The organism is Clostridium sp. YIM B02569 (assembly GCF_022320765.1).
GTDB lineage: Bacteria > Bacillota > Clostridia > Clostridiales > Clostridiaceae > Clostridium > Clostridium beijerinckii.
The window spans coordinates 125,482-145,630 of the sequence record NZ_JAKJJX010000005.1; the positions used below are offsets into that span (position 1 = coordinate 125,482).

The window sequence follows — 20,149 nt, forward strand, 5'->3', positions numbered from 1 at the left end:
TATTTATTAAGAGGGGTTATACAAAATGCTCCTCTTTGTATGTTTAATAAGGCAAATTTTATTGAATTATTCGATACATAAGTTATTTTTAGTTAATTTAGGTTAAATGTATATGCTTACCTTAATTTAAATTAAATGTTATAATAAAGATTATTTATTATTACTTTACATTAGGTATTAGTTTTAAATGGTAAAGTGTTTTGAAAGGAATTAATTTAAGATGGAAAATAATTTTAATATATTGTCTAATATAACGAAAAAAAGTAGACCTGAGGACTTGTGTTTTTTAATATTCAAGGGCAGTTTATTAGTGAAGAGAAATGGGGAAGTATTAAGTATTCCTGTTTTTGACGAAATTATGAGATTAGGTGCTGAATATGAAAAAGAGTTCCTTCTTGGAAAAATTGAAGATAAGTTTTGCTTTGCAATAGAAGTTTCTTCAGAAATTAAATTGGAAAATAATTTTGAGTTAATATCATTATATGAAATAGGACCGCTATTAGAAGAAGAATTGTTTTTAGCAGCAGGAAGAGCTAACCAAATATTAAATTGGGATAAAACACATAAATTTTGCGGGAAATGTGGATCTAGAACAGAAGAAAAAATTGATGAAATGGCTAAAGTTTGTCCGAGCTGCAATAATGTAATGTATCCTGTAATATGTCCTGCTATAATAGTTGCTGTAATAAAAGGAGATGAAATTCTTCTTGCTCATAATGGAGGATTTAAAAATGATATGTATAGTTTGATTGCAGGATTTGTAGAGGCTGGAGAAGATTTAGAGAGTACAGTCAAAAGAGAAGTTTTTGAAGAAGTTGGAATAAAGGTTAAGAATATTAAATATTATAAAAGTTCTCCTTGGTCATTTCCTAACTCATTAATGGTTGGATTTTTTGCAGAATATGAATCAGGAGAAATAAAGGTCGATGGAAAAGAGATAGTTGATGCGCAATGGTTCTCAAAAGAAAACTTCCCTAATATACCTAAAAAGTTTACTTTGGCAAGAAAATTAATAGATGAATTTATAGAAAAAATTAAGTAATGAATTAGAACATATCTATAATCTATACTTATGAGTAACCTCACCGAAATGAATAACATACTTTTGTTCCAGTTTCCGGGTAATTGTGATGGGTGATTCTAAGGCTATAAAGTTGCACCCAAAGTGCTAGCCTCAAAGAACAAGCTTTGAACTAGCACATTTGGAACAACTTATAGCCAAAGAATCACATCCATCAAAATTACCAATGAAACATTCCACAAAAGTATATTACTCATTTCTGTATAGGAGATATTTCATAGTCTAAGTGTAGTTTGTGATTGTGTTATCTATAACTTATACATAGCTATGATTTATACTTTTAAATAAATACTATGCTAGAAAGCAGAAACATTTTTATGCAGCAGGCATTGAAAATAAGCTGTTAAAAGCTCTTAATTGTAGGTTGTTCCACTAATGCTTGTCACAATGAAAATGGGAGCAAGCATTAGTGATGCAACCTGCAATTTAGTACTTTCAGCGAAATTTTCATAGTCCTGCGGAATAACAATGTTTCTACTTTCGGTGGATTGTTTATATATTAATCGGAGATTACATAATTTAAAAGCTTTTATTAAGAATAGTAGAAGTATTTTTTGAAACAATAGTTATATAGAGCAAATACTCAATTTATTTAAGTCTAAAATTTTAAAATATAATACACTATAGAAAGAAGATGATTTAAATGATACATGAGCTAAAAATAACGCCTAATAACTATAAAGTGATAAGAGATGGAAGTAAAACTTTTGAATTAGTAAAATACAATAGGGATTTTAGTGTTAGAGACATTCTTGTATTTCAAGAATATGAAGACTCGATGGGATATACGGGAAGAAAAATTATTAAAGAAATTTCATATGTTTCTAATAAAGGCGAAGATGGATTAAGTGAAGAGTTTTGTATACTTGGATTAAAAAATACATTATGTGTAGAATTAAAAAATATAGATTCTGATGAAATAACTTTAATGAATCAGTTGAGAAAAGTTGAAAAGGAAAATAGTGAGTTTGAGACTGCAGTGGTTAAAAATCATGTCAATAGAGCAGTAGAAGAATTCTGGGATAAAGTACAATCTTCATTGGGGGCATTAGAGAAGATTGGAATAAAAGCTGATATTGTAATTCAGGATTATCCAAAGCACCTAGAAAAAATTAGAAGTGAATTACCACACAAAGTATAAAAGAGATAACTAATTATATAAATATAATTCTATAGAATGCTTAACAAAATGCTTTTTTCAATTAATACCAATATACTATTTGCAATAGCTTTTTAAAGTAATCTTATATTTTTGTACAAGCTGGCATGAATGGAAAATATTGGAAATATTGGAAATAAGGATTTTCGATAATAGTTATATATGTTGAAATTCACAATGCACATTTCACAATTGCGTTAAAATTCTTGTAATATTTTTTAGAATTATGATGAAGGATTATTTTTGCAATATATTAATTTAAAATGGAGGATTCGGAAGATGGGCTTCTGAGTCCTTTTTGTTGTCTGTATTTCTTTTTATATAATATTTGAGCTAATAGATCGTGGACTATATGAGATATCAGTTAGAATTTATTTTCAACTGATAATAATAAGTACTTGATATATTTTTAGATATATTAACATATATACAACAATAACATACTATAGAAGTATAAAATGTATTACCAATTGATAATTAATGAGCAAACTATTATTAAAATAATTGATGAAGCAGGATGTAGAATAAACTTTTTTAGAAGTAACATAAAGAAAAAATAATAATATATTAGTCATCTATAGTTGAATTCATCAACCAATTTATTATAGTTACTTAAATTTTATTAATTAAAAGTAGGTGTAATTTTGGAGAAAAACAATTTTAAAGAAATAAAAAGAGTTCTTTGGATTATTATGTTTGCAAATATAATAATAGCTTTTATAAAAATAGTAATTGGTACTTTTGCAAATAGTTCGAGTATAGTGGCAGATGGATTTCATTCAATAACAGATGGATCATCTAATATTATTGGACTTATTGGGGTAGGAATAGCAGCCAAGCCTATTGACGAAGAGCATCCTTATGGACATAAGAAATATGAAACACTTACAGGATTATTTATTGTTGGAATGTTAGTTTTTATAGGTGGAAAGATTATAATCGATGGGATTAATAAATTTATGCATCCAGTTAGACCAGAAATTACAACGATCAGTCTAATTGTAATGCTTGTTACACTATGCATTAATATATTTATTACAAAGTATGAATATAAGAAGGGATTAGAGTTAAAGAGTACAATTCTAATTTCTGATTCAATGCATACAAAAAGTGATGTATTTGTAACCATTGGTGTAATTATAGCTATTAGCGCAATAAAATTGGGAATATCGCCACTTATAGATAGTTTTGCTTCTGTTGTAGTTGCTATCTTTATATTTCATTCTGCCTATGAAATATTCAGAGCTGCTAGCGATATTTTAGTTGATAGTATTGCAGTAGAAGCTGGGACAATAAAAGAAATTACAATGTCCCAGAAAAGTGTAAAAGGTGTTCATAAAATAAGAAGTCGTGGAACTATTGAAGATATGCATATAGATATGCATGTTTTAGCAGATTCAAGAATGAGTCTTGAAGAGTCGCATAAATTAACTCATGAAATTCAAGATGCGTTAAGAAAGGAATTCAATAATAATGCCGATGTAATTGTTCATTTAGAGCCATATAGAGAAAATATGAATAATAGAGCAACTTAATATATAACATATATTGCTGATTATAAGTCATAATATAACAAAAGAGAAAACAATATAAGTTTTATATTTTATAATATAGTAGTAACTCCTCTGATTTTAAGACAATCAGAGGAGTTATTGCTGTATTAAAGAGGGGAAATTTAAATGTTAAATGGTTTTATTGGAGAACATATATTGCAAGAATTTTAGACGTAATTGTGCATTGTAAATTGCGCATTTTGAATTGCAACATATATGTTAAAGCGATATGTGAAATATAATGTTGTTATTTGGTAATCAATAATAAATTGAAAAATAGTTAAAAAAATATCAATATATATTAACCAATATGTGATTGCTTTCATAAAATGTAAGTATAATCAGATAATAAATATTTTGATTTAATTTTATATTTTAAATTTTCTTGAAAAATGTGGGAGAAATATAGAAATGTTAGCGATATCAATACATTAACAATAAAAAATAGATTTTTGAATAATAATGGATTAAAAAATAATTCTGAATTGTCAGAAAATTAGATTGACAAAAAATAGACAAGCTATTAAAATAAAGGTAAGAGGAATTGATAAAAAAATAACAAAGGCTATTATATTTTTCAGGAGATGATATTTATGGTAAAAATAATTAATTCTAAGGAAGCAGCAGATTTGGTAAAAGACAACAATGTTTTAGCAACATCAGGTTTCGCATTACTAGGAGTTCCAGAATCATTAATCAAAAGATTGGAAGAAAGATTTTTAGAAGAAAATAGCCCCAAAAATCTAACATTAATGTTTGCAGCAGCATCAGGTGATAGAGGAAGTAAAGGATTAAATCACTTAGCACATGAAGGGCTAACAGGTAGAGTTATAGGAGGACATTTTGGCTTAGCACCTAAGATAGGCGCATTAATTAGAGATAATAAAACATATGCATATAATTTACCGCAAGGAGTTATGTGTCATATGTTTAGAGATAAAGCAAGTAATAGGACTGGCACTATAACTAAAGTTGGATTAAACACTTTTGTAGATCCTAGAGTAGAGGGAGGAAAAGCAAATTCAATAACTAAGGATGATATAGTACAAGTAATAGATATATTAGGTGAAGAAAATTTAATATATAAATGTCCAAAGATAGATATTGCTTTTATTAGAGGAACATATGCAGATGAAAAAGGAAATATTACAATGGACCATGAAGCTACTTATTCTGAGGCTGCATGTATAGCTCAAGCAGTTAAAAATTGCGGAGGAACTGTAGTAGTTCAGGTTGAGAAGATTGTTAAATTTGGAACATTGGATCCAAGAGCTGTGAAGATACCTAGAATATATGTAGACTATATAGTTGAAGCAGAAGATAAAGAAGATCAAGCTCAAATATTAGGATACAATTATGACCCTTCATTAACTGGAGAGGCAAATATGGTAGTCGATGGTTTAGCACCTTTAAAATTAGATGAAAGAAAAATTATCGGAAGAAGAGCTGCAATGGAATTAGTAAAAGGACAAGTTGTGAATATCGGGATTGGAATGCCAGAAGCAATTTCAAATGTTGCTAATGAAGAAGGAATATGTGATTACTTTACGTTAACTGTAGAACCAGGAGCTATAGGGGGAATTCCTCAAGGCGGTAATAAATTTGGAGCATCAATAAACCCAGAATGTATGTATGATCAACCAACACAATTTGATTTCTACGATGGAGGCGGATTGGATATAGCATTCTTAGGTCTTGCAGAAGTAGACAAGCAGGGAAATATAAATGTAAGTAAATTTGGACCAAAGGTGCCAGGCTGTGGTGGATTTATTAACATTACTCAAAGCTCGAAGAAAGTAGTCTTCTGTGGAACTTTTACAGCTAAAGGATTAGACATAAAAATAGAAGACGGGAAATTAAAAATTATAAATGATGGATCAAATAAAAAATTTGTAGACTCTGTTCAGCAGATTACTTTTAGTGGAAATCGTGCAACGAAGTTAAAGCAACCTGTTATGTATATAACAGAAAGAGCTGTATTTGAGTTAAAAGAAGATGGATTACATTTAACTGAAATTGCACCTGGAGTAAATCTTGAAAAAGATATATTAGCTGCAATGGATTTTGCACCAATAGTAGATAAAGATCTTAAATTAATGGATGCTAGAATATTTGAAGATAAAGTAATGGGATTAAATTAAGTGAGTGTTATGGTGAAGGAGAGTGTAAGTATGTTAGAAAACTTAAAAATCAAACTTATAAAAATTGCTAAAGACGCAGAAAAATATAACTTATGCATAGAAAAAATAGGAAGCTTTAGTATTAAAGACGAAAGTTCTGGTTATGTAATTATAACACCATCAAAAATTAAAATAGAGGATTTATGTAAAGAACATGTTTGTGTTGTAGATTTAAATGGAAATAAAGTTGAAACAATGGATGGAATTGAGCCAAATAGTGATATGCAAATGCATCTTGATATATATAAGGCTCGAAAAGATATAAAAGCTTTTATGCATATTCACCCAGTTTATGCGACTACTTTTGCGGTAGCTAATAAAGTAATTCCTCCAGTAACTTATGATGCGGCAAACTACGGAGGTTATATATATTTAGCTAATTATGAAAAAGCAAAAACTAATGATCCAGCAAAAGACTTAGTAGAAAGATTGAGTACAAGTGATGCTTGTTTATTAGAAAGTAATGGGGTAATTGTTGTTAGTAAAGATATAGAAGATGTATTATCTAAAGGAAGATATGTTGAAAAAGTAGCTGAAGTTTATTATAGAGCGTTAACTTTAAATCAATTTAAAGAGCCTAAAAGATTTACAAGAGAAGAATTGATGGCTTATCTTATAGCTCAATAAAATTTTACAATAATCTTATTATAAAGTGCCGAGCTTATGCCTCTTATCGTTTTGAAGTAATGATAAGAGAGATAAGTTCGGCATTTTTTAATAAATTTCTTCATTTATTACTAATATTATTCTTATATTTGTTTAAAATAATGATGGATATTATAGGTTTAAATTTATTTAGAAATATAGATTAAAAATAATGCAGTAATTTTTTGTTGGGTTTTCGTCGTTAACCTATGATTTTCTTCCTTATATTAGGATTTTGCATAATATTATGTTAAAAAATATTGGTTTTTTAAGAGAAAAATTAAAAAATATATAAATTATTAATGTGTTAATGTCTTGCCTAATATTATAAAAATATGATAATATATTAATTGATTTGTTGTACTTTTAAAATTTCTAGATAAATATTTAATATGTTATATAGAGGTATATAGTTATTAAGAGATTTTTGACGAATGGATTAAGTAAATAGGAGGACCTATATGAATATTTTTAAGAAAAAATCGTTAGATAAAATGCTAGAAGGCGCGCAAAAGTCAGCTTTAAAGAAAAATCTTAAAGCAAAAGACATAGCTGCCTTTGGTATTGGAGCAGTAGTAGGGGTAGGTATTTTTGTTGCCACAGGGACAGGAGCACATTTAGCTGGACCAGCTGTAATTATTTCATTTATTTTAGCAGGTATAGTAGCTGGCCTTTGTGCATTGTGTTATTGTGAACTTTCAACTATGTTTCCAGTTGCGGGAAGTACATATTCTTATTCATACATAGTATTTGGTGAAATAGTAGCTATGATAATTGGATGGTGCCTTACTGCAGAATATTTAGTTGCATGTAGTGCGGTTGCATCAGGTTGGTCAGGAACCTTTATTGGAATATTAAAATCAGTGGGTGTAACACTTCCACAGGCTTTGATAACGTCACCAAGTAAAGGTGGAATAGTTGATCTACCAGCTGTATTAATAATTGCAATAATAACTTACATATTATATTATGGTATGAAAGAGAGCGCTAGAGTCAACAATTTAATTGTAGGAATAAAGATAACTATAATTATTGTATTTATAGTTCTTGGAGTATCACATATAAATCCATCTAACTATCAACCTTTTGTACCATTTGGATTTAAGGGGATTTTTGCAGCAACAGCTACTATATTCTTCTCGTTTATAGGATTTGATGCAATATCTACAGCAGCAGAAGAAGCTGAAAATCCTAAAAAAGACATTCCACTTGGACTTATAATTTGTCTAATAGCAGTTACTTTGCTTTATGTTTCAGTTGCAGTTGTGCTTACTGGAATGGTACCTTATAATGAAATAATTTCAGAAAATGCAGTACCAGGAGCTTTAGCTAGAGTTGGTATAAACTGGGGAGCAGCATTAGTTGGAACTGGAGCTATACTTGGAATGGTTTCTACTATGATGGTTGTACTTTATGGCCAAGTTAGAGTATTTATGGTTATGTCAAGAGATGGACTTTTACCAAAATTATTTTCAAAAGTACATCCTATTCATAAGACTCCACACATTTCAACTATAATAACTGGAAGTATAGCTGCAGTAATAGCAGGATTTTTACCATTAGATATTATTGTGGAATTTTTAAGTACAGGAACATTATTAAGTTTTATTTCTGTATCTGTTGCAGTTATAGTACTTAGAAAAACTATGCCAGATTTCAAAAGAATCTTTAAAACTCCAGGAGTACCATTTACTCCATTAATATCTATAATATGCTGTATAATTTTATTATGTGGATTGAAATTAATAACTTGGATTGGATTTTTAGTATGGCTTGCTATAGGTTTAATAGTGTATTTTGTTTACGGAAGAAAGCATAGCACACTTCAAAATGAAAGCAATCAAGAAAATTCAGACAAGGCTGTATAATTTATAATACATGAAAAAGTAGTGATCGTAGATTGCTACTTTTTTCATGTATTTTAGTACAAGATATTGAAAGTTTTTTCTAATTATAATTTATGATGCTACTTTTGTTAATATTTTTATAGGTTATAATTCATCATAATGGTTAATATATTACTGCCAAGCAAAATTTATATTAATTTAAGGGAGGTAGATATATATGTCTTCAAACAATAGTGGAAGAAACAGAACATTAATACCAGAAGCAAAACAAGGGTTAAACAGATTAAAAACTGAGGTTGCTTCAGAAATTGGATTACAAGACTATGAAAATCAAGATAAAGGAAACCTTTCTTCAAGACAAAACGGAAGCGTTGGCGGATACATGGTTAAACACATGATTGAAAGCTACGAACAAGGTTTAAAGTAATTAAGAACTAAGAACGTAGAAAAAGTTTTCTTTAAAAAACTGTAAATCTCAATTTGCGGTTAAGTAAGGCTGGTAGAACATTTAAGATTAAATGTTCTACTGGCTTTTTTGTTCTCTAAGAATTTATATTCATGCTAAATTTGTGGATAGTGTGCCACTTATGAATATAAATCATAAAAAATTAATTCAAAAGCCTATGCTTTGAGAGAGAATAAAAAGGAAAATATATTCGCTTACATAAAATGTTCTTATATGCAGCATAGCTGCCATTTCGGATGTGCAGATTTTTTTACGTGCACTTAAAAGATAGATTCTAAAAAATCTTAAGCTTAACAGTTGATTATAAATTTTGTGATGAAAATAATAACAAAATTCTTGACATTTAATAGTAAAGAAGTTATTATAAGAACATGGATAAACGATTACAAAATATTAGGATTGTTACTGACTAGATCAGGCGAAACCTTAATTAATGAGAAGAGATATTACTTAGTCTCTTTTGATTAATTGGGGTTTTTATATTCTAATTTATCATAAACTTTGATTGGGGGATAGGAATGATAATAAAAAAGATATTTAATAATAATGCTATTTTAGCAAAAGACTTAAGTAAGCAAGAGATTGTTATTATGGGGCGTGGAGTTGGCTTTAAGAAAAGTGTAGGAGATCAAGTAGATGAAAATCTAATCGAAAAAACTTTTATACTAAAACAAAAAGATGCTTCAGAGAAATTTAAATTATTATTAGAAGATATTCCTACTGAACATGTATCACTATGTTATGATATTATTGAATACGCCAAGAATATGCTAAGTGTTGAACTAAATGATTATATATATATTACTTTAACTGATCATATTAGTTATGCATTAAAATTATTTGATGAAGGATTAAATCGTCCAAATGCATTAATCTGGGAGATTAAAAAGTTTTATCCTAAAGAATTTGAAATTGGATTAAAAGCATTAGACCTCATCCAGAGTGAGACTAATAAAAAATTACCAGAAGATGAAGCGGGAAATATAGCTCTTCATTTAATAAATGCACAGACTAATAATTCGGGTAATAAAGTGGAGGATATTGCTCATCAAACAAAAATGATACAGGATATATTGAATATAATTAAGTACACTTACAACATTGCACTTAATGAAAAATCTCTTAATTATGAGAGGTTTGTTACACATTTAAGATTCTTTTTTCAACGATTAAGTAAAAACGAAAAGATGGAAAAGGAAGAGGATGATTTTTTATTAAAGCAAGTTAAAACCAAATATAAAAAAGCATATGAGTGTATGTTGAAAATACAGAAGTATTTAGAAAAAGAATTATCTGATGAAGAGCAACTGTATTTAACTATACATATCCAACGTGTGACTCAAAGATAAATTAAAGAATAAAAAGTATTGGATTGTTACTGGTAAAGCAGGCGAGACCAAATATGGATAGAAAAGATATATCTATCCATATCTGGTCTCGTTTTTTTATTCTTTAGGAATTTATATTCCAGTAAAATCTGTGAATAACTTAAAAAAAGGTTGCTTGGATAGTTTGGGTATTTTAAAAAGAATAAAAAAGAAATCTTATCCGCCTGCCAAATTTTTCTCACATGCGTTCGAAAAGGCAGATGCGTAAAAAAATCTTCAGCTCTAAAGTCGCTTGCGATTTTGTTATAAAGATATATGAAAAGGAGAATTATTATGAAATATGAACAATTAGCAAAAGACATTATAAAGAATGTCGGTGGTAAAGAAAACGTTAATAGCTTAACGCACTGTATTACTCGCTTACGTTTTAAACTGAAAGACGAAAGTAAAGCAAATACTGAGGTATTAAAAAATATGGATGGAGTCGTTACTGTTGTAAAGAGTGCAGGGCAATATCAAGTGGTTATTGGCAATCATGTTCCAGATGTTTTTGCAGATGTTGTTGCCATTGGTGGCTTTAAAACTGGAGCATCAGAAGATGTGTCAGAAGAAAAAATGAGTCCATTTAACAGATTCATAGATACTGTATCAGGTGTATTTACTCCGATTTTAGGAGTACTAGCTGCAACAGGTATGATTAAAGGATTTAATGCATTATTCATAGCGTTGCATATACTTAACACCACTGATGGAACTTATCAAATTTTAAATGCAACTGGAGATTGTTTATTTAACTTCTTCCCAATTTTCTTAGGCTATACAGCAGCTAATAAGTTTAAAGTGAATAAATTTATTGGTATGGCAATAGGTGCAGCGTTAGTTTATCCATCATTAGCAGGATTGACAGCACCACCAGCTCAGCCTTTATATACTTTATTTGCCGGTTCAATAATTGAATCACCAGTTTATATAACTTTTTTAGGAATTCCAGTTATATTGATGAGTTATACATCAAGTGTTATACCAATTATTTTAGCTACATATATAGGGGGTAAAATTGAAAATGGATTTAAAAAGGTAATTCCTGATGTAGTTAAAACATTCTTGGTTCCATTTTGCACATTATTAGTTATTGTTCCTTTAACATTTATAGTTATCGGGCCTATTGCAACTTGGGCAGGTAAATTACTTGGTGCGTTAACACTATCAATTTATAGCTTAAGTCCAGTTGTTGCAGGTTTATTTATGGGGGCTTTCTGGCAAGTATTTGTTATCTTTGGATTACATTGGGGATTTATTCCTATAGCAATAAATAATTTAACAGTATTACATCAAGATCCAATTCTCGGACTTATATTTGCAGCTTCATTTGCTCAGACAGGTGTAGTTGGAGCTATTCTGCTTAAAACAAAGAATAGTAAATTAAAAGGATTATGTATACCAGCATTTATTTCAGGAATTTTTGGTGTTACAGAGCCAGCTATATATGGTATTACATTACCACGTAAAAAGCCATTTATTTTGAGTTGTATAGGAGGTTCACTGGGTGGTGCGATATTAGGATTTATGGGTTCTAATGTATATATGATAGGAGGTCTTGGTATTTTTGGAATACCAGGTTATATTGGTCCAAATGGAATGGATAGGGGATTCTATGGTTCAATAATTGCTATGATAGCAGGTTTCTTAATTGGATTTATATTAATGTTATTTACAAAACTTGAAGATAATACAGATTCAGGTAAAAGTAAGAACGATTTAAACACAGTACAACCTTTAGTTAGACAAGAAATCTTAGTAAGTCCATTAAAAGGTGAAGTTAAACCTTTATCAGAAGTAAAAGATGAAGCGTTTTCAAAAGGTGCACTCGGAAAAGGCATTGCAATAGAACCAAAGGAAGGTAAAATACTTGCTCCTGTAGATGGAGTTTTGACAACATTTTTCCCAACAGGTCATGCAATAGGGATCACAAGTGCTAACGGTGCAGAAATATTAATTCATGTGGGCATGGATACTGTACAGCTGGAAGGAAAATACTTTTACCCTAAAGCGAAACAAGGAGATACAGTAAAAGCAGGACAGGTGCTACTAGAGTTTGATATTGATTCTATAGAGAAAGAAGGTTATTCTTTAATAACGCCAGTAGTAATTACTAATTCAGATAGTTATTTAGATGTTATTGAAACTGATAGAAAGATTATTGATTATAAAGAAGAGCTACTAACAGTAATGATATAAGATATTGGAGAATAATTTAAAATATACTGGGGATTAGTCTATAATAAATGTAATGCCCAGTATATTAAAATATGATAAATCAGGGGGGAGTTAAATGAAAAAAATAATTAGTAAGCGTGGAAAAATCATTATGTCAGTTATTATGGCAGTAACTATGATAAGTACACCTCATGTAGGTGCTTTTGCAGCTGATAATAAGACTCAGGAACCATCTTATCGTACTACTACAGAGGTATTTGATTGGGGCCCTGCAATCACAAAAATAATTGTTGATTTAGGTGAAACAATACCACAATCAGCAATTACTAAGGATACATTCGAAGTGCATGTATTAAGGACTGAGAATAGAGCAGATTCACCTATATTAGGAGAATCGGAAGGAAATTGCAAGATTAAAAATGCATATGTTTCTGATGATATTGGAAGTATTCAAAGCAAGGGGAATTATATTACTTTTGATTTGGAAGTTGGACCTGATTTATCTTTAACTTCGCCGATTAACTATAATTTAACTACTAATCTTAATGGTTGGGTTAATTGTGATTTTACAATTAAGCAGAAGAATGATATCGTTACGGATTCAGGTGAAATTTCTGGCTTAGTTATAAATAAATTTGCGGGTGGAACTAAAAAGCTTGTTGATGATTTTAAAATTGGAAGTGCAACTTATGATAACGTTACTTTAAAATATGCAAGCTATACACCAGAAAATGATTATAGTAAAAAACCATTAATTATTTGGTTACACGGCATTGGTGAAGGGGGAACAGATGGGCTTTTACCTATATCAGGCAATAAAGCTGTAAATTTTTCATCAAAAGACATGCAAGCATATTTTAACGGTGCATATATTTTGGCACCTCAAGCACCAACTTTTTGGATGGATGGATTTACTGGTTTTGGAGATGGAAGCTCAAAGTATGAAAAAGCTCTTATGTCATTAATCAAAGATTATGTCTCAAAGAATAGTAATATTGACACAAACAGAATTTATATAGGTGGAGACTCTAATGGTGGCTATATGACAATGCTTATGATACGTGATTATACTGATTATTTTGCAGCAGCGTTCCCAACTTGTGAGGCGCTAAAGGATACATTGATTACTGATAAAGATATTGAAGCGTTTAAGAAAGTGCCAATTTGGTTTACAGCAGCTAAAACAGATACAACAGTACCTCCAACTGATTATGTGGTTCCAACTTATAATCGCTTAGTGCAAGCAGGTGATACAAATGTTCATTTTTCATTTTTTGATAATGTAATTGATACTACAGGTTTATACAAAAAAGCAGATGGAACACCATATGAATATATGGGTCATTGGTCATGGATATACGTATATAATAACCAATGTTCCGCAATAATAAATGGAAAAGTAACAACGCTTATGGAATGGCTGTCTGACCAGCAATTAAATAAAGAAACTAAATCTAAAGCAAGCATGAAACCTATTACAGTATCTCAGACAATAACTGTATCGCAAAACTAGTATAGTTATTGTCACAACAAAAAGAAGTTTTATTTTTATAATATTTTTAAACATATGGAGGATACAATAAGATGAATGATAACTCAGAAATAAAGGAATTTCCAGAAGGATTTTTATGGGGCGGAGCTACAGCAGCGAATCAGTGCGAAGGAGGATACTTAGAAGGTAATAAAGGTTTATCTACAGTTGATGTAATTCCAGCAGGCAAAGACAGATTTCCAGTGATGCTTGGAAAGATGAAAATGATGAAATGCGATGAAGAACATTATTATCCAAGTCATGAAGCAATAGATTTTTATCATAACTATAAAGAAGATATAGCATTATTTGCTGAAATGGGTTTTAAGACTTTCCGTCTATCTTTGTCTTGGGCACGAATATTTCCAAACGGAGACGATAAAATGCCAAATGAGGAAGGATTAAAATTTTATGATAATGTTTTTGATGAGTGCCATAAATATGGGATTGAGCCATTAGTTACTATAACTCACTTTGATGTACCAATGCATCTTGTAGAAACAATTGGTTCATGGAAAAGTCGCAAAATGATAGATTATTATGAAAGATTATGTGAAGTGATTTTTGAACGTTATAAAGACAAAGTGAAGTATTGGCTTACTTTTAATGAAATAAATATGCTGCTACATCTGCCTTTCATTGGTGCAGGATTAGTTTTTGAAGAAGGAGAAAATGAAGAAGCTATAAAGTATCAAGCAGCACATCATCAATTAGTTGCAAGTGCTAAGGCAACTCAAATAGCACACAAGATAAATCCAGATTTTAAAATTGGTTGTATGCTTGCAGCTGGTAATACCTATGCAAATACTTGCAATCCAGAAGATGTATGGAAAGCTATGGAGAAGGATAGGGAAAACTATTTCTTTATTGATGTTCAGTCTCGTGGGGAATACCCAAACTATGCAAAGAAGATGTTTGAAAGAATAAACATTACTTTAGAAATGGAAGCTGAGGATGAAAAATTATTAAAGAATAATACTGTTGATTTTATTTCTTTCAGCTATTATGCATCAAGATTGACTAGTGCTGATCCAGAAATAAATGCACAAACTGAAGGGAATGTATTTGCTACGCTAAAAAATCCATACTTAAAAGCAAGTGAGTGGGGGTGGCAGATTGATCCTCTTGGACTTAGAGTTACTTTAAATTCTTTGTATGATCGTTATCAAAAGCCATTATTTGTAGTTGAAAATGGATTAGGAGCTGTTGATACTCCAGATGAAAATGAATATGTTGAAGATGAGTATCGTATTGATTATTTAAGGGAACATATCAAAGCTATGAGAGATGCGATTAATATTGATGGGGTTGATCTTATTGGATATACTCCGTGGGGATGTATAGATCTTGTAAGCGCATCCACAGGAGAAATGAAAAAAAGATATGGTTTTATTTACGTTGATAAAGATAATGAAGGCAAAGGTACATTAAAGCGTAGTAAGAAAAAGAGCTTTTTCTGGTACAAAGAGGTCATTTCTACTAATGGAAAAGATTTATAGAAAGCACTTTATATTTTTGAAAAGAGATTCTTATAGACAATAGATATTAAAGCTCTCCTTTTAACTTTAAAGCGTATTTCATAGTGTATATAAAATATTTTTAAATAAAGTATGTATAAAATATTATTTATTATGCACATTATGAATATAAGTCAAAAGGAGAGAAAAATATGAATAATCAAGTTGATTACAATTCTATTTGTGATAATGAATTGAAGGAAAAAACTATAAAGGAATTTCATAGAGCAATAGTTAAAGATCTTATTAATAAATATGGAGCTCAAACTATGAAAGATGTTATGAGGAAAGTGAATTTACAGCGTTAGAAAGTTTGTTATTAATTAAATAGAATAGTTAAAGAGAAGTGTTTCATAATGTTTGGGACGCTTCTCTTTATTATTTGGTTCTATCACCACATAAATCTAGATTTGAAGTCGGATATCTATAATCACCAATGCATATTACAAGTGATTTTCTATATTTTATTTTTTAAAGCAAATTTGCTGCACTTCTAAATTTTCTTTTGGAAATTAGTTAAAAAATTCAGATAATATGAATATGCTATAGTAAATCGAATGTTATATAATCGTTTTCTAAAATTTAAGGGGATATAAATGAGAGGAGAATTCTATGAAGATATCAAGAGGATGGAAAGTTCACAATAACATAACAGATGATGATATAAATGTGCTTAAGACAGCATTAAGTGAATTAATTTGTGTTGAGTATGAACCTAAAATCTTAGCTACTCAGAGCGTAAATGGAACAAATTATTGTTTTATATGTAAGTCAAAGGTTGCAGCGCATAATGGACAAGGTATTTCGAAAGTGATGATTTATAAGCCGCTTACGGGAGATGCAAAGATAACTAGCATTGAGTGTATATTATAAAATAAATCACAATAAAATTAGTTTAGCTGAAAGTAGGGATAATATTTCTGTGCTTAGTAAAATATTATCTCTATTTTTATTTGAGATTTATATTACATTGCCTCTTCTTTAAATAAATAACTTTAATATAAATTTAAGGTATTACTTAGATTAAAACTTAGATGGATTGTAAAAATGGCATTCATAATATATTTTTAAACATATATATTTTAAGAGGTATTAAAGTGATGAATGATAGTACCACTTATAAAATAGAATTCGTACTGTTAGTTCAATTTTAAGTCGCCATTAAGAGTTTTAATTCATATTATGTATATATAAAAGAAGAGAGGTGAAGATAGGTATGTTAGGTATTGATCTTCAAGCAAGATTAAAAAACAAAGCCTTTTGGGTTGCAATAGCTAGTGCTATAGCATTATTAGTGCAACAGTTAGGGTTAAATATAATTCCTAATAACTATACAGAAATTGTTAATACTATTTTAACAATCTTAACAATGCTAGGAATTATAGTTGATACTAGTACACCAGGATTAAGCGACCAAACTACAAATGATGAAGCAAAAACTGTCCAAGCTTCAGATTCTAAAGAAAATAAATAAAAGCAATAAGTTAATGGAACAATAGCAACTGAATATTTGAGAGTAACCCTTTAGGGTTACTCTTTATAAATATGAAAATCGAAAGGGAGTATGAATTATGGGGTATATAAAAGGTATAGATGTATCAAATAACAATGGAAATATAGATTTTGGAGCTGTTGCAGGAGATGGGGTTCAATATGTTTATTTAAAGGCAACAGAAGGGGCAACATTTAGAGATAGCAAAATGGAACTATTTTATAGTGGATGCAAAGATAATAACTTAAAAGTGGGAGCATATCATTTTTTAGTTGGGACAAGTACTCCAGAGGCACAAGCCCAGAATTTTTATAATAAGATAAAAGATTATAATTGGGATCTAGTTCCTATGATGGATGTAGAAACTAACTTTAGCGGACTTGCAGATTATGTTACAAGATTTGTTACTGCATTTGGCCAGCTAACGTCTATTCCATTAGGCATTTACAGTTATACAAGTTTTATAAGTTATCTTACTAATGCAAAATCAGTTATACAGGATATGCCTTTCTGGGAGGCTAATTATAACAATGATCCTTGGAATTTGCCGTCAAATTTCTTTACAAATAGGGTGGGACATCAATATACGGAAACTGGCAGAGTAAACGGGGTAAGTGAAGATTGTGACATAAATTCATTTACTGATGGAGCTCTAATAAGTAATGTTACTAAACCAGGACAATGGATTATAAAGGATAATAGGTGGTGGTATAGGCACACTGATGGAAGTTATACTAAGAATGGTTGGGAAAAAATAAATGGAAAGTGGTATCTATTTGATAGTGAAGGCTGGATGCTTTATGATTGGAAGTTGAGTGGAGATTATTGGTATTACCTAGGGAATTCAGATGATGGATCAATGAAATCAGGATGGTTATTGAAAAATAATAAGTGGTATTACCTTGGAGACTCTAGAGATGGATCAATGAAGACAGGATGGCAGAAAATAAATGGTAACTGGTACTACTTTGGAACAGATGGAGCCATGGTTACTGGATGGTTTAATGTAGGTGGATACGATTATCTAACTTATTCTACTGGCGAGTTAATTACCAATATAGATATATACGGATATCGCTTTGATGAGAATGGACATGCTACAAAGTTAAGCTAGCTTGAACAGTTACAATAAGGGGATTTTGAGCATAGGGAGGGATAGATAAACCAACCAACAGCTTGATTTATAATTTGTAAATAAAAGATAATATCTTGATTAGTAACAAAATATAAGCGGTGAGTATAGATAATTCAACTATAAGTTAGATTTATACTATTAAATATATCTTAACTAGAAATGAGTAATATACTTTTGTGGAATGTTTCATTGGTAATTCTGATGGATGTGATTCTTAATTGAAATTCCAAATCTATGATTTGGTCAATTGAAATTACTCAGTGAACGAAGTGAGTCGAGTTTCCTTTGAACTATTCCAAATGTGCTAGTTCAAAAAGTGAGAATCGAAAAGTGATGCTCCAAATTTTACATTTGGTAAGCAGAACTTTCTCTATGAGCATTTTATATTTCGTTCTTCGAACTTTCTCTATGAGCGCTTGTTCTTTGAGGCTAGCACTTTGGGTGCAACTTTATAGGCTTAGAATCACCCATTAGAATTACCTAGAAACTGGAACAAAAGTATATTATTCATTTCGGTGAGGTATACGCATAAGTATAGGCTGTAGTTGTTGTATCTATACAAAGAGCGTTTTTAAAATTATCTACGTTAGAAGATATAATTAAATTTTAACTATTTCTTAATATTTTTATACACACAAAATTAATATCAAAGTTATATTATATAGAAAGGAGGGCAATGAAATGGGAAATATAATTAAAATTAATATGTATGCAGAAATGAAAAGAAAAAGAAATAATAAATTAAACGTAACAACAATAGAAAAAGTTATCTTGGAATATAATAATTGGATAAAGAATACCAACAGAGAGGATAAAATAGAGAGTTATGAAAAGTTCCTACATACAAAATAGTCTATAAAGGGTAGTTTGCGATTTTAGTTCGTTAACTACCCTTTATTATTTTTAAAAGTAATTTAATTTGGATAATATTTTTATGTTAAAAGTGAGTAGAAATTTGAGCCTGAAATTAGTTAGAATGCCCTAAAATAAAGAGGCAGGGGGATGGCTTAAGTTTGTATGAAACTTAGGGTAAGCTTAATGTAGTTATGCATATACAATCTATCTTTGGGTACTATAGTAGTATAGAAAAATATGCATCTAGGAGGAGAACTAATGAGTAAAATGAAAAGAACAATTTTTAATTCACTTATATTAATCTTAGGTATTATGTTACTTGGATGTAGAGATATAGATTTAAGAAGTTCTACTGTAATAAATGAAAATGGGTCAGGTATTGTAAAATTGCAAGTTGTATATGATGATTTTATATCAACAAAATTAAAAAATGATGTAATTGATCATGAATGGGCTAAAGAAAATGGATATAATTTTAATAAGTATTTTAAAGATAATATGAATATTGAAGAAATCACATATGAGTTCAAAGATATTAAAGAATTAGAGGAAAAAATAAATTCAAGTGGATTAGCAACAATGACTGATTTAAAAAGAACAAAGGGAAAAGATGATGTATACACAATTGATGTAAAATTCAATAAATCAGCAATAGATAACTTAATAAAAAATAATACTGATGATCAAAAAGTATACAGTTATATTAAAAATATAGAATTTATTAATGAAGTTGAAGTACCAGGGAATGTTATAGGTTGCAATGCAGAAGAAGATGTTGATGAAAATACAAGAGTATGGAACTATAAATTGAGTCAAATAGATGATGATACTAAACTAGATCTTGCATATAAAATAAAGAAACATGCATTTCCAATTTCAGCATTACCTAATAATTAACTATCATATTGGAATTATGGGGGGCTAAAGAGAGGTAAAGTTAATATATTTTTTGAGTAAGAAAGTATTCAGATTGCAATGTATTCTACACATTTTAGGAATAAATAAACACCTAATTTAGTGAAATTATAAATGAAAAATCGTAATCGAAATATATACAATAATATGTGACGTTGATTGAAATTTTACATTATGTTAGAATAGATGAATAAATTTAACATGTAATAATTAAGGCTGAATTGTTTT

The 20,149-nt window shown here is 29.7% G+C and carries 17 protein-coding genes; all 17 read left to right on the plus strand.

The features are described from left to right. Positions 1–220 precede the first annotated feature (220 nt). Positions 221–1,042, plus strand: coding sequence for an NAD(+) diphosphatase (gene nudC, locus L3B96_RS06280; RefSeq protein WP_238859400.1), 822 nt, complete (start codon positions 221–223; stop codon positions 1,040–1,042). Positions 1,043–1,724: 682 nt separating this feature from the next. After that, complete coding sequence (locus L3B96_RS06285; protein ID WP_238859401.1) at positions 1,725–2,222, plus strand: DUF3850 domain-containing protein; 498 nt, start codon at positions 1,725–1,727, stop codon at positions 2,220–2,222. 662 nt (positions 2,223–2,884) lie between these two features. After that, positions 2,885–3,775: a cation diffusion facilitator family transporter gene (locus L3B96_RS06290; RefSeq protein WP_238859403.1), complete on the plus strand. Its 891-nt coding sequence runs from the start codon at positions 2,885–2,887 to the stop codon at positions 3,773–3,775. A gap of 611 nt (positions 3,776–4,386) precedes the next feature. Beyond that, positions 4,387–5,934, plus strand: a complete 1,548-nt coding sequence (locus L3B96_RS06295) for an acyl CoA:acetate/3-ketoacid CoA transferase (RefSeq protein ID WP_012059458.1) — start codon at positions 4,387–4,389, stop codon at positions 5,932–5,934. A gap of 30 nt (positions 5,935–5,964) precedes the next feature. Further along, entirely contained in the window at positions 5,965–6,600 is a 636-nt protein-coding gene (locus L3B96_RS06300; protein WP_023976985.1) for a class II aldolase/adducin family protein, read from the plus strand. A gap of 479 nt (positions 6,601–7,079) precedes the next feature. Next, positions 7,080–8,486, plus strand: coding sequence for an amino acid permease (locus tag L3B96_RS06305; RefSeq protein ID WP_236897279.1), 1,407 nt, complete (start codon positions 7,080–7,082; stop codon positions 8,484–8,486). A gap of 196 nt (positions 8,487–8,682) precedes the next feature. Beyond that, positions 8,683–8,892 (plus strand): alpha/beta-type small acid-soluble spore protein, encoded by a 210-nt coding sequence (locus L3B96_RS06310; RefSeq protein ID WP_012059455.1) that lies wholly within the window; start codon positions 8,683–8,685, stop codon positions 8,890–8,892. A gap of 557 nt (positions 8,893–9,449) precedes the next feature. Continuing rightward, the gene (locus tag L3B96_RS06315; protein WP_012059454.1) at positions 9,450–10,280 is read left to right on the plus strand and encodes a PRD domain-containing protein; all 831 of its coding nucleotides are present in this window, start codon (positions 9,450–9,452) and stop codon (positions 10,278–10,280) included. A gap of 312 nt (positions 10,281–10,592) precedes the next feature. Then, positions 10,593–12,497, plus strand: coding sequence for a beta-glucoside-specific PTS transporter subunit IIABC (locus tag L3B96_RS06320; protein ID WP_238859405.1), 1,905 nt, complete (start codon positions 10,593–10,595; stop codon positions 12,495–12,497). A 94-nt stretch (positions 12,498–12,591) separates the two neighbouring features. Further along, positions 12,592–13,989 carry a prolyl oligopeptidase family serine peptidase gene (locus tag L3B96_RS06325; RefSeq protein WP_238859407.1) on the plus strand — a complete coding sequence of 466 codons (1,398 nt, stop codon included), beginning with the start codon at positions 12,592–12,594 and terminating at the stop codon, positions 13,987–13,989. A 71-nt stretch (positions 13,990–14,060) separates the two neighbouring features. Then, entirely contained in the window at positions 14,061–15,506 is a 1,446-nt protein-coding gene (locus L3B96_RS06330; protein ID WP_238859409.1) for a 6-phospho-beta-glucosidase, read from the plus strand. Between the two features lie 170 nt (positions 15,507–15,676). Continuing rightward, positions 15,677–15,832 carry a hypothetical protein gene (locus L3B96_RS06335; RefSeq protein WP_012059450.1) on the plus strand — a complete coding sequence of 52 codons (156 nt, stop codon included), beginning with the start codon at positions 15,677–15,679 and terminating at the stop codon, positions 15,830–15,832. A gap of 304 nt (positions 15,833–16,136) precedes the next feature. After that, a complete protein-coding gene (locus L3B96_RS06340; RefSeq protein ID WP_238859411.1) occupies positions 16,137–16,397 on the plus strand; it encodes a hypothetical protein in 261 nt (86 codons plus the stop codon). A gap of 343 nt (positions 16,398–16,740) precedes the next feature. Next, the gene (locus tag L3B96_RS06345; RefSeq protein ID WP_012059448.1) at positions 16,741–16,998 is read left to right on the plus strand and encodes a phage holin; all 258 of its coding nucleotides are present in this window, start codon (positions 16,741–16,743) and stop codon (positions 16,996–16,998) included. Between the two features lie 97 nt (positions 16,999–17,095). Beyond that, complete coding sequence (locus L3B96_RS06350) at positions 17,096–18,130, plus strand: GH25 family lysozyme (protein ID WP_238859413.1); 1,035 nt, start codon at positions 17,096–17,098, stop codon at positions 18,128–18,130. Between the two features lie 702 nt (positions 18,131–18,832). Continuing rightward, positions 18,833–19,003, plus strand: coding sequence for a hypothetical protein (locus L3B96_RS06355; RefSeq protein ID WP_017211073.1), 171 nt, complete (start codon positions 18,833–18,835; stop codon positions 19,001–19,003). A gap of 261 nt (positions 19,004–19,264) precedes the next feature. Beyond that, positions 19,265–19,903: a hypothetical protein gene (locus L3B96_RS06360; RefSeq protein WP_012059446.1), complete on the plus strand. Its 639-nt coding sequence runs from the start codon at positions 19,265–19,267 to the stop codon at positions 19,901–19,903. The last annotated feature ends 246 nt before the right edge of the window (positions 19,904–20,149 follow it).

Bases quoted from the DNA above. Each gene is read 5' to 3' on its own strand.
- nudC (WP_238859400.1), top strand. From the start codon at position 221: ATGGAAAATAATTTTAATATATTGTCTAATATAACGAAAAAAAGTAGA.
- L3B96_RS06285 (WP_238859401.1), top strand. From the start codon at position 1,725: ATGATACATGAGCTAAAAATAACGCCTAATAACTATAAAGTGATAAGA.
- L3B96_RS06295 (WP_012059458.1), top strand. From the start codon at position 4,387: ATGGTAAAAATAATTAATTCTAAGGAAGCAGCAGATTTGGTAAAAGAC.
- L3B96_RS06300 (WP_023976985.1), top strand. From the start codon at position 5,965: ATGTTAGAAAACTTAAAAATCAAACTTATAAAAATTGCTAAAGACGCA.
- L3B96_RS06305 (WP_236897279.1), top strand. From the start codon at position 7,080: ATGAATATTTTTAAGAAAAAATCGTTAGATAAAATGCTAGAAGGCGCG.
- L3B96_RS06310 (WP_012059455.1), top strand. From the start codon at position 8,683: ATGTCTTCAAACAATAGTGGAAGAAACAGAACATTAATACCAGAAGCA.
- L3B96_RS06315 (WP_012059454.1), top strand. From the start codon at position 9,450: ATGATAATAAAAAAGATATTTAATAATAATGCTATTTTAGCAAAAGAC.
- L3B96_RS06320 (WP_238859405.1), top strand. From the start codon at position 10,593: ATGAAATATGAACAATTAGCAAAAGACATTATAAAGAATGTCGGTGGT.
- L3B96_RS06325 (WP_238859407.1), top strand. From the start codon at position 12,592: ATGAAAAAAATAATTAGTAAGCGTGGAAAAATCATTATGTCAGTTATT.
- L3B96_RS06330 (WP_238859409.1), top strand. From the start codon at position 14,061: ATGAATGATAACTCAGAAATAAAGGAATTTCCAGAAGGATTTTTATGG.
- L3B96_RS06335 (WP_012059450.1), top strand. From the start codon at position 15,677: ATGAATAATCAAGTTGATTACAATTCTATTTGTGATAATGAATTGAAG.
- L3B96_RS06340 (WP_238859411.1), top strand. From the start codon at position 16,137: ATGAAGATATCAAGAGGATGGAAAGTTCACAATAACATAACAGATGAT.
- L3B96_RS06345 (WP_012059448.1), top strand. From the start codon at position 16,741: ATGTTAGGTATTGATCTTCAAGCAAGATTAAAAAACAAAGCCTTTTGG.
- L3B96_RS06350 (WP_238859413.1), top strand. From the start codon at position 17,096: ATGGGGTATATAAAAGGTATAGATGTATCAAATAACAATGGAAATATA.
- L3B96_RS06355 (WP_017211073.1), top strand. From the start codon at position 18,833: ATGGGAAATATAATTAAAATTAATATGTATGCAGAAATGAAAAGAAAA.
- L3B96_RS06360 (WP_012059446.1), top strand. From the start codon at position 19,265: ATGAGTAAAATGAAAAGAACAATTTTTAATTCACTTATATTAATCTTA.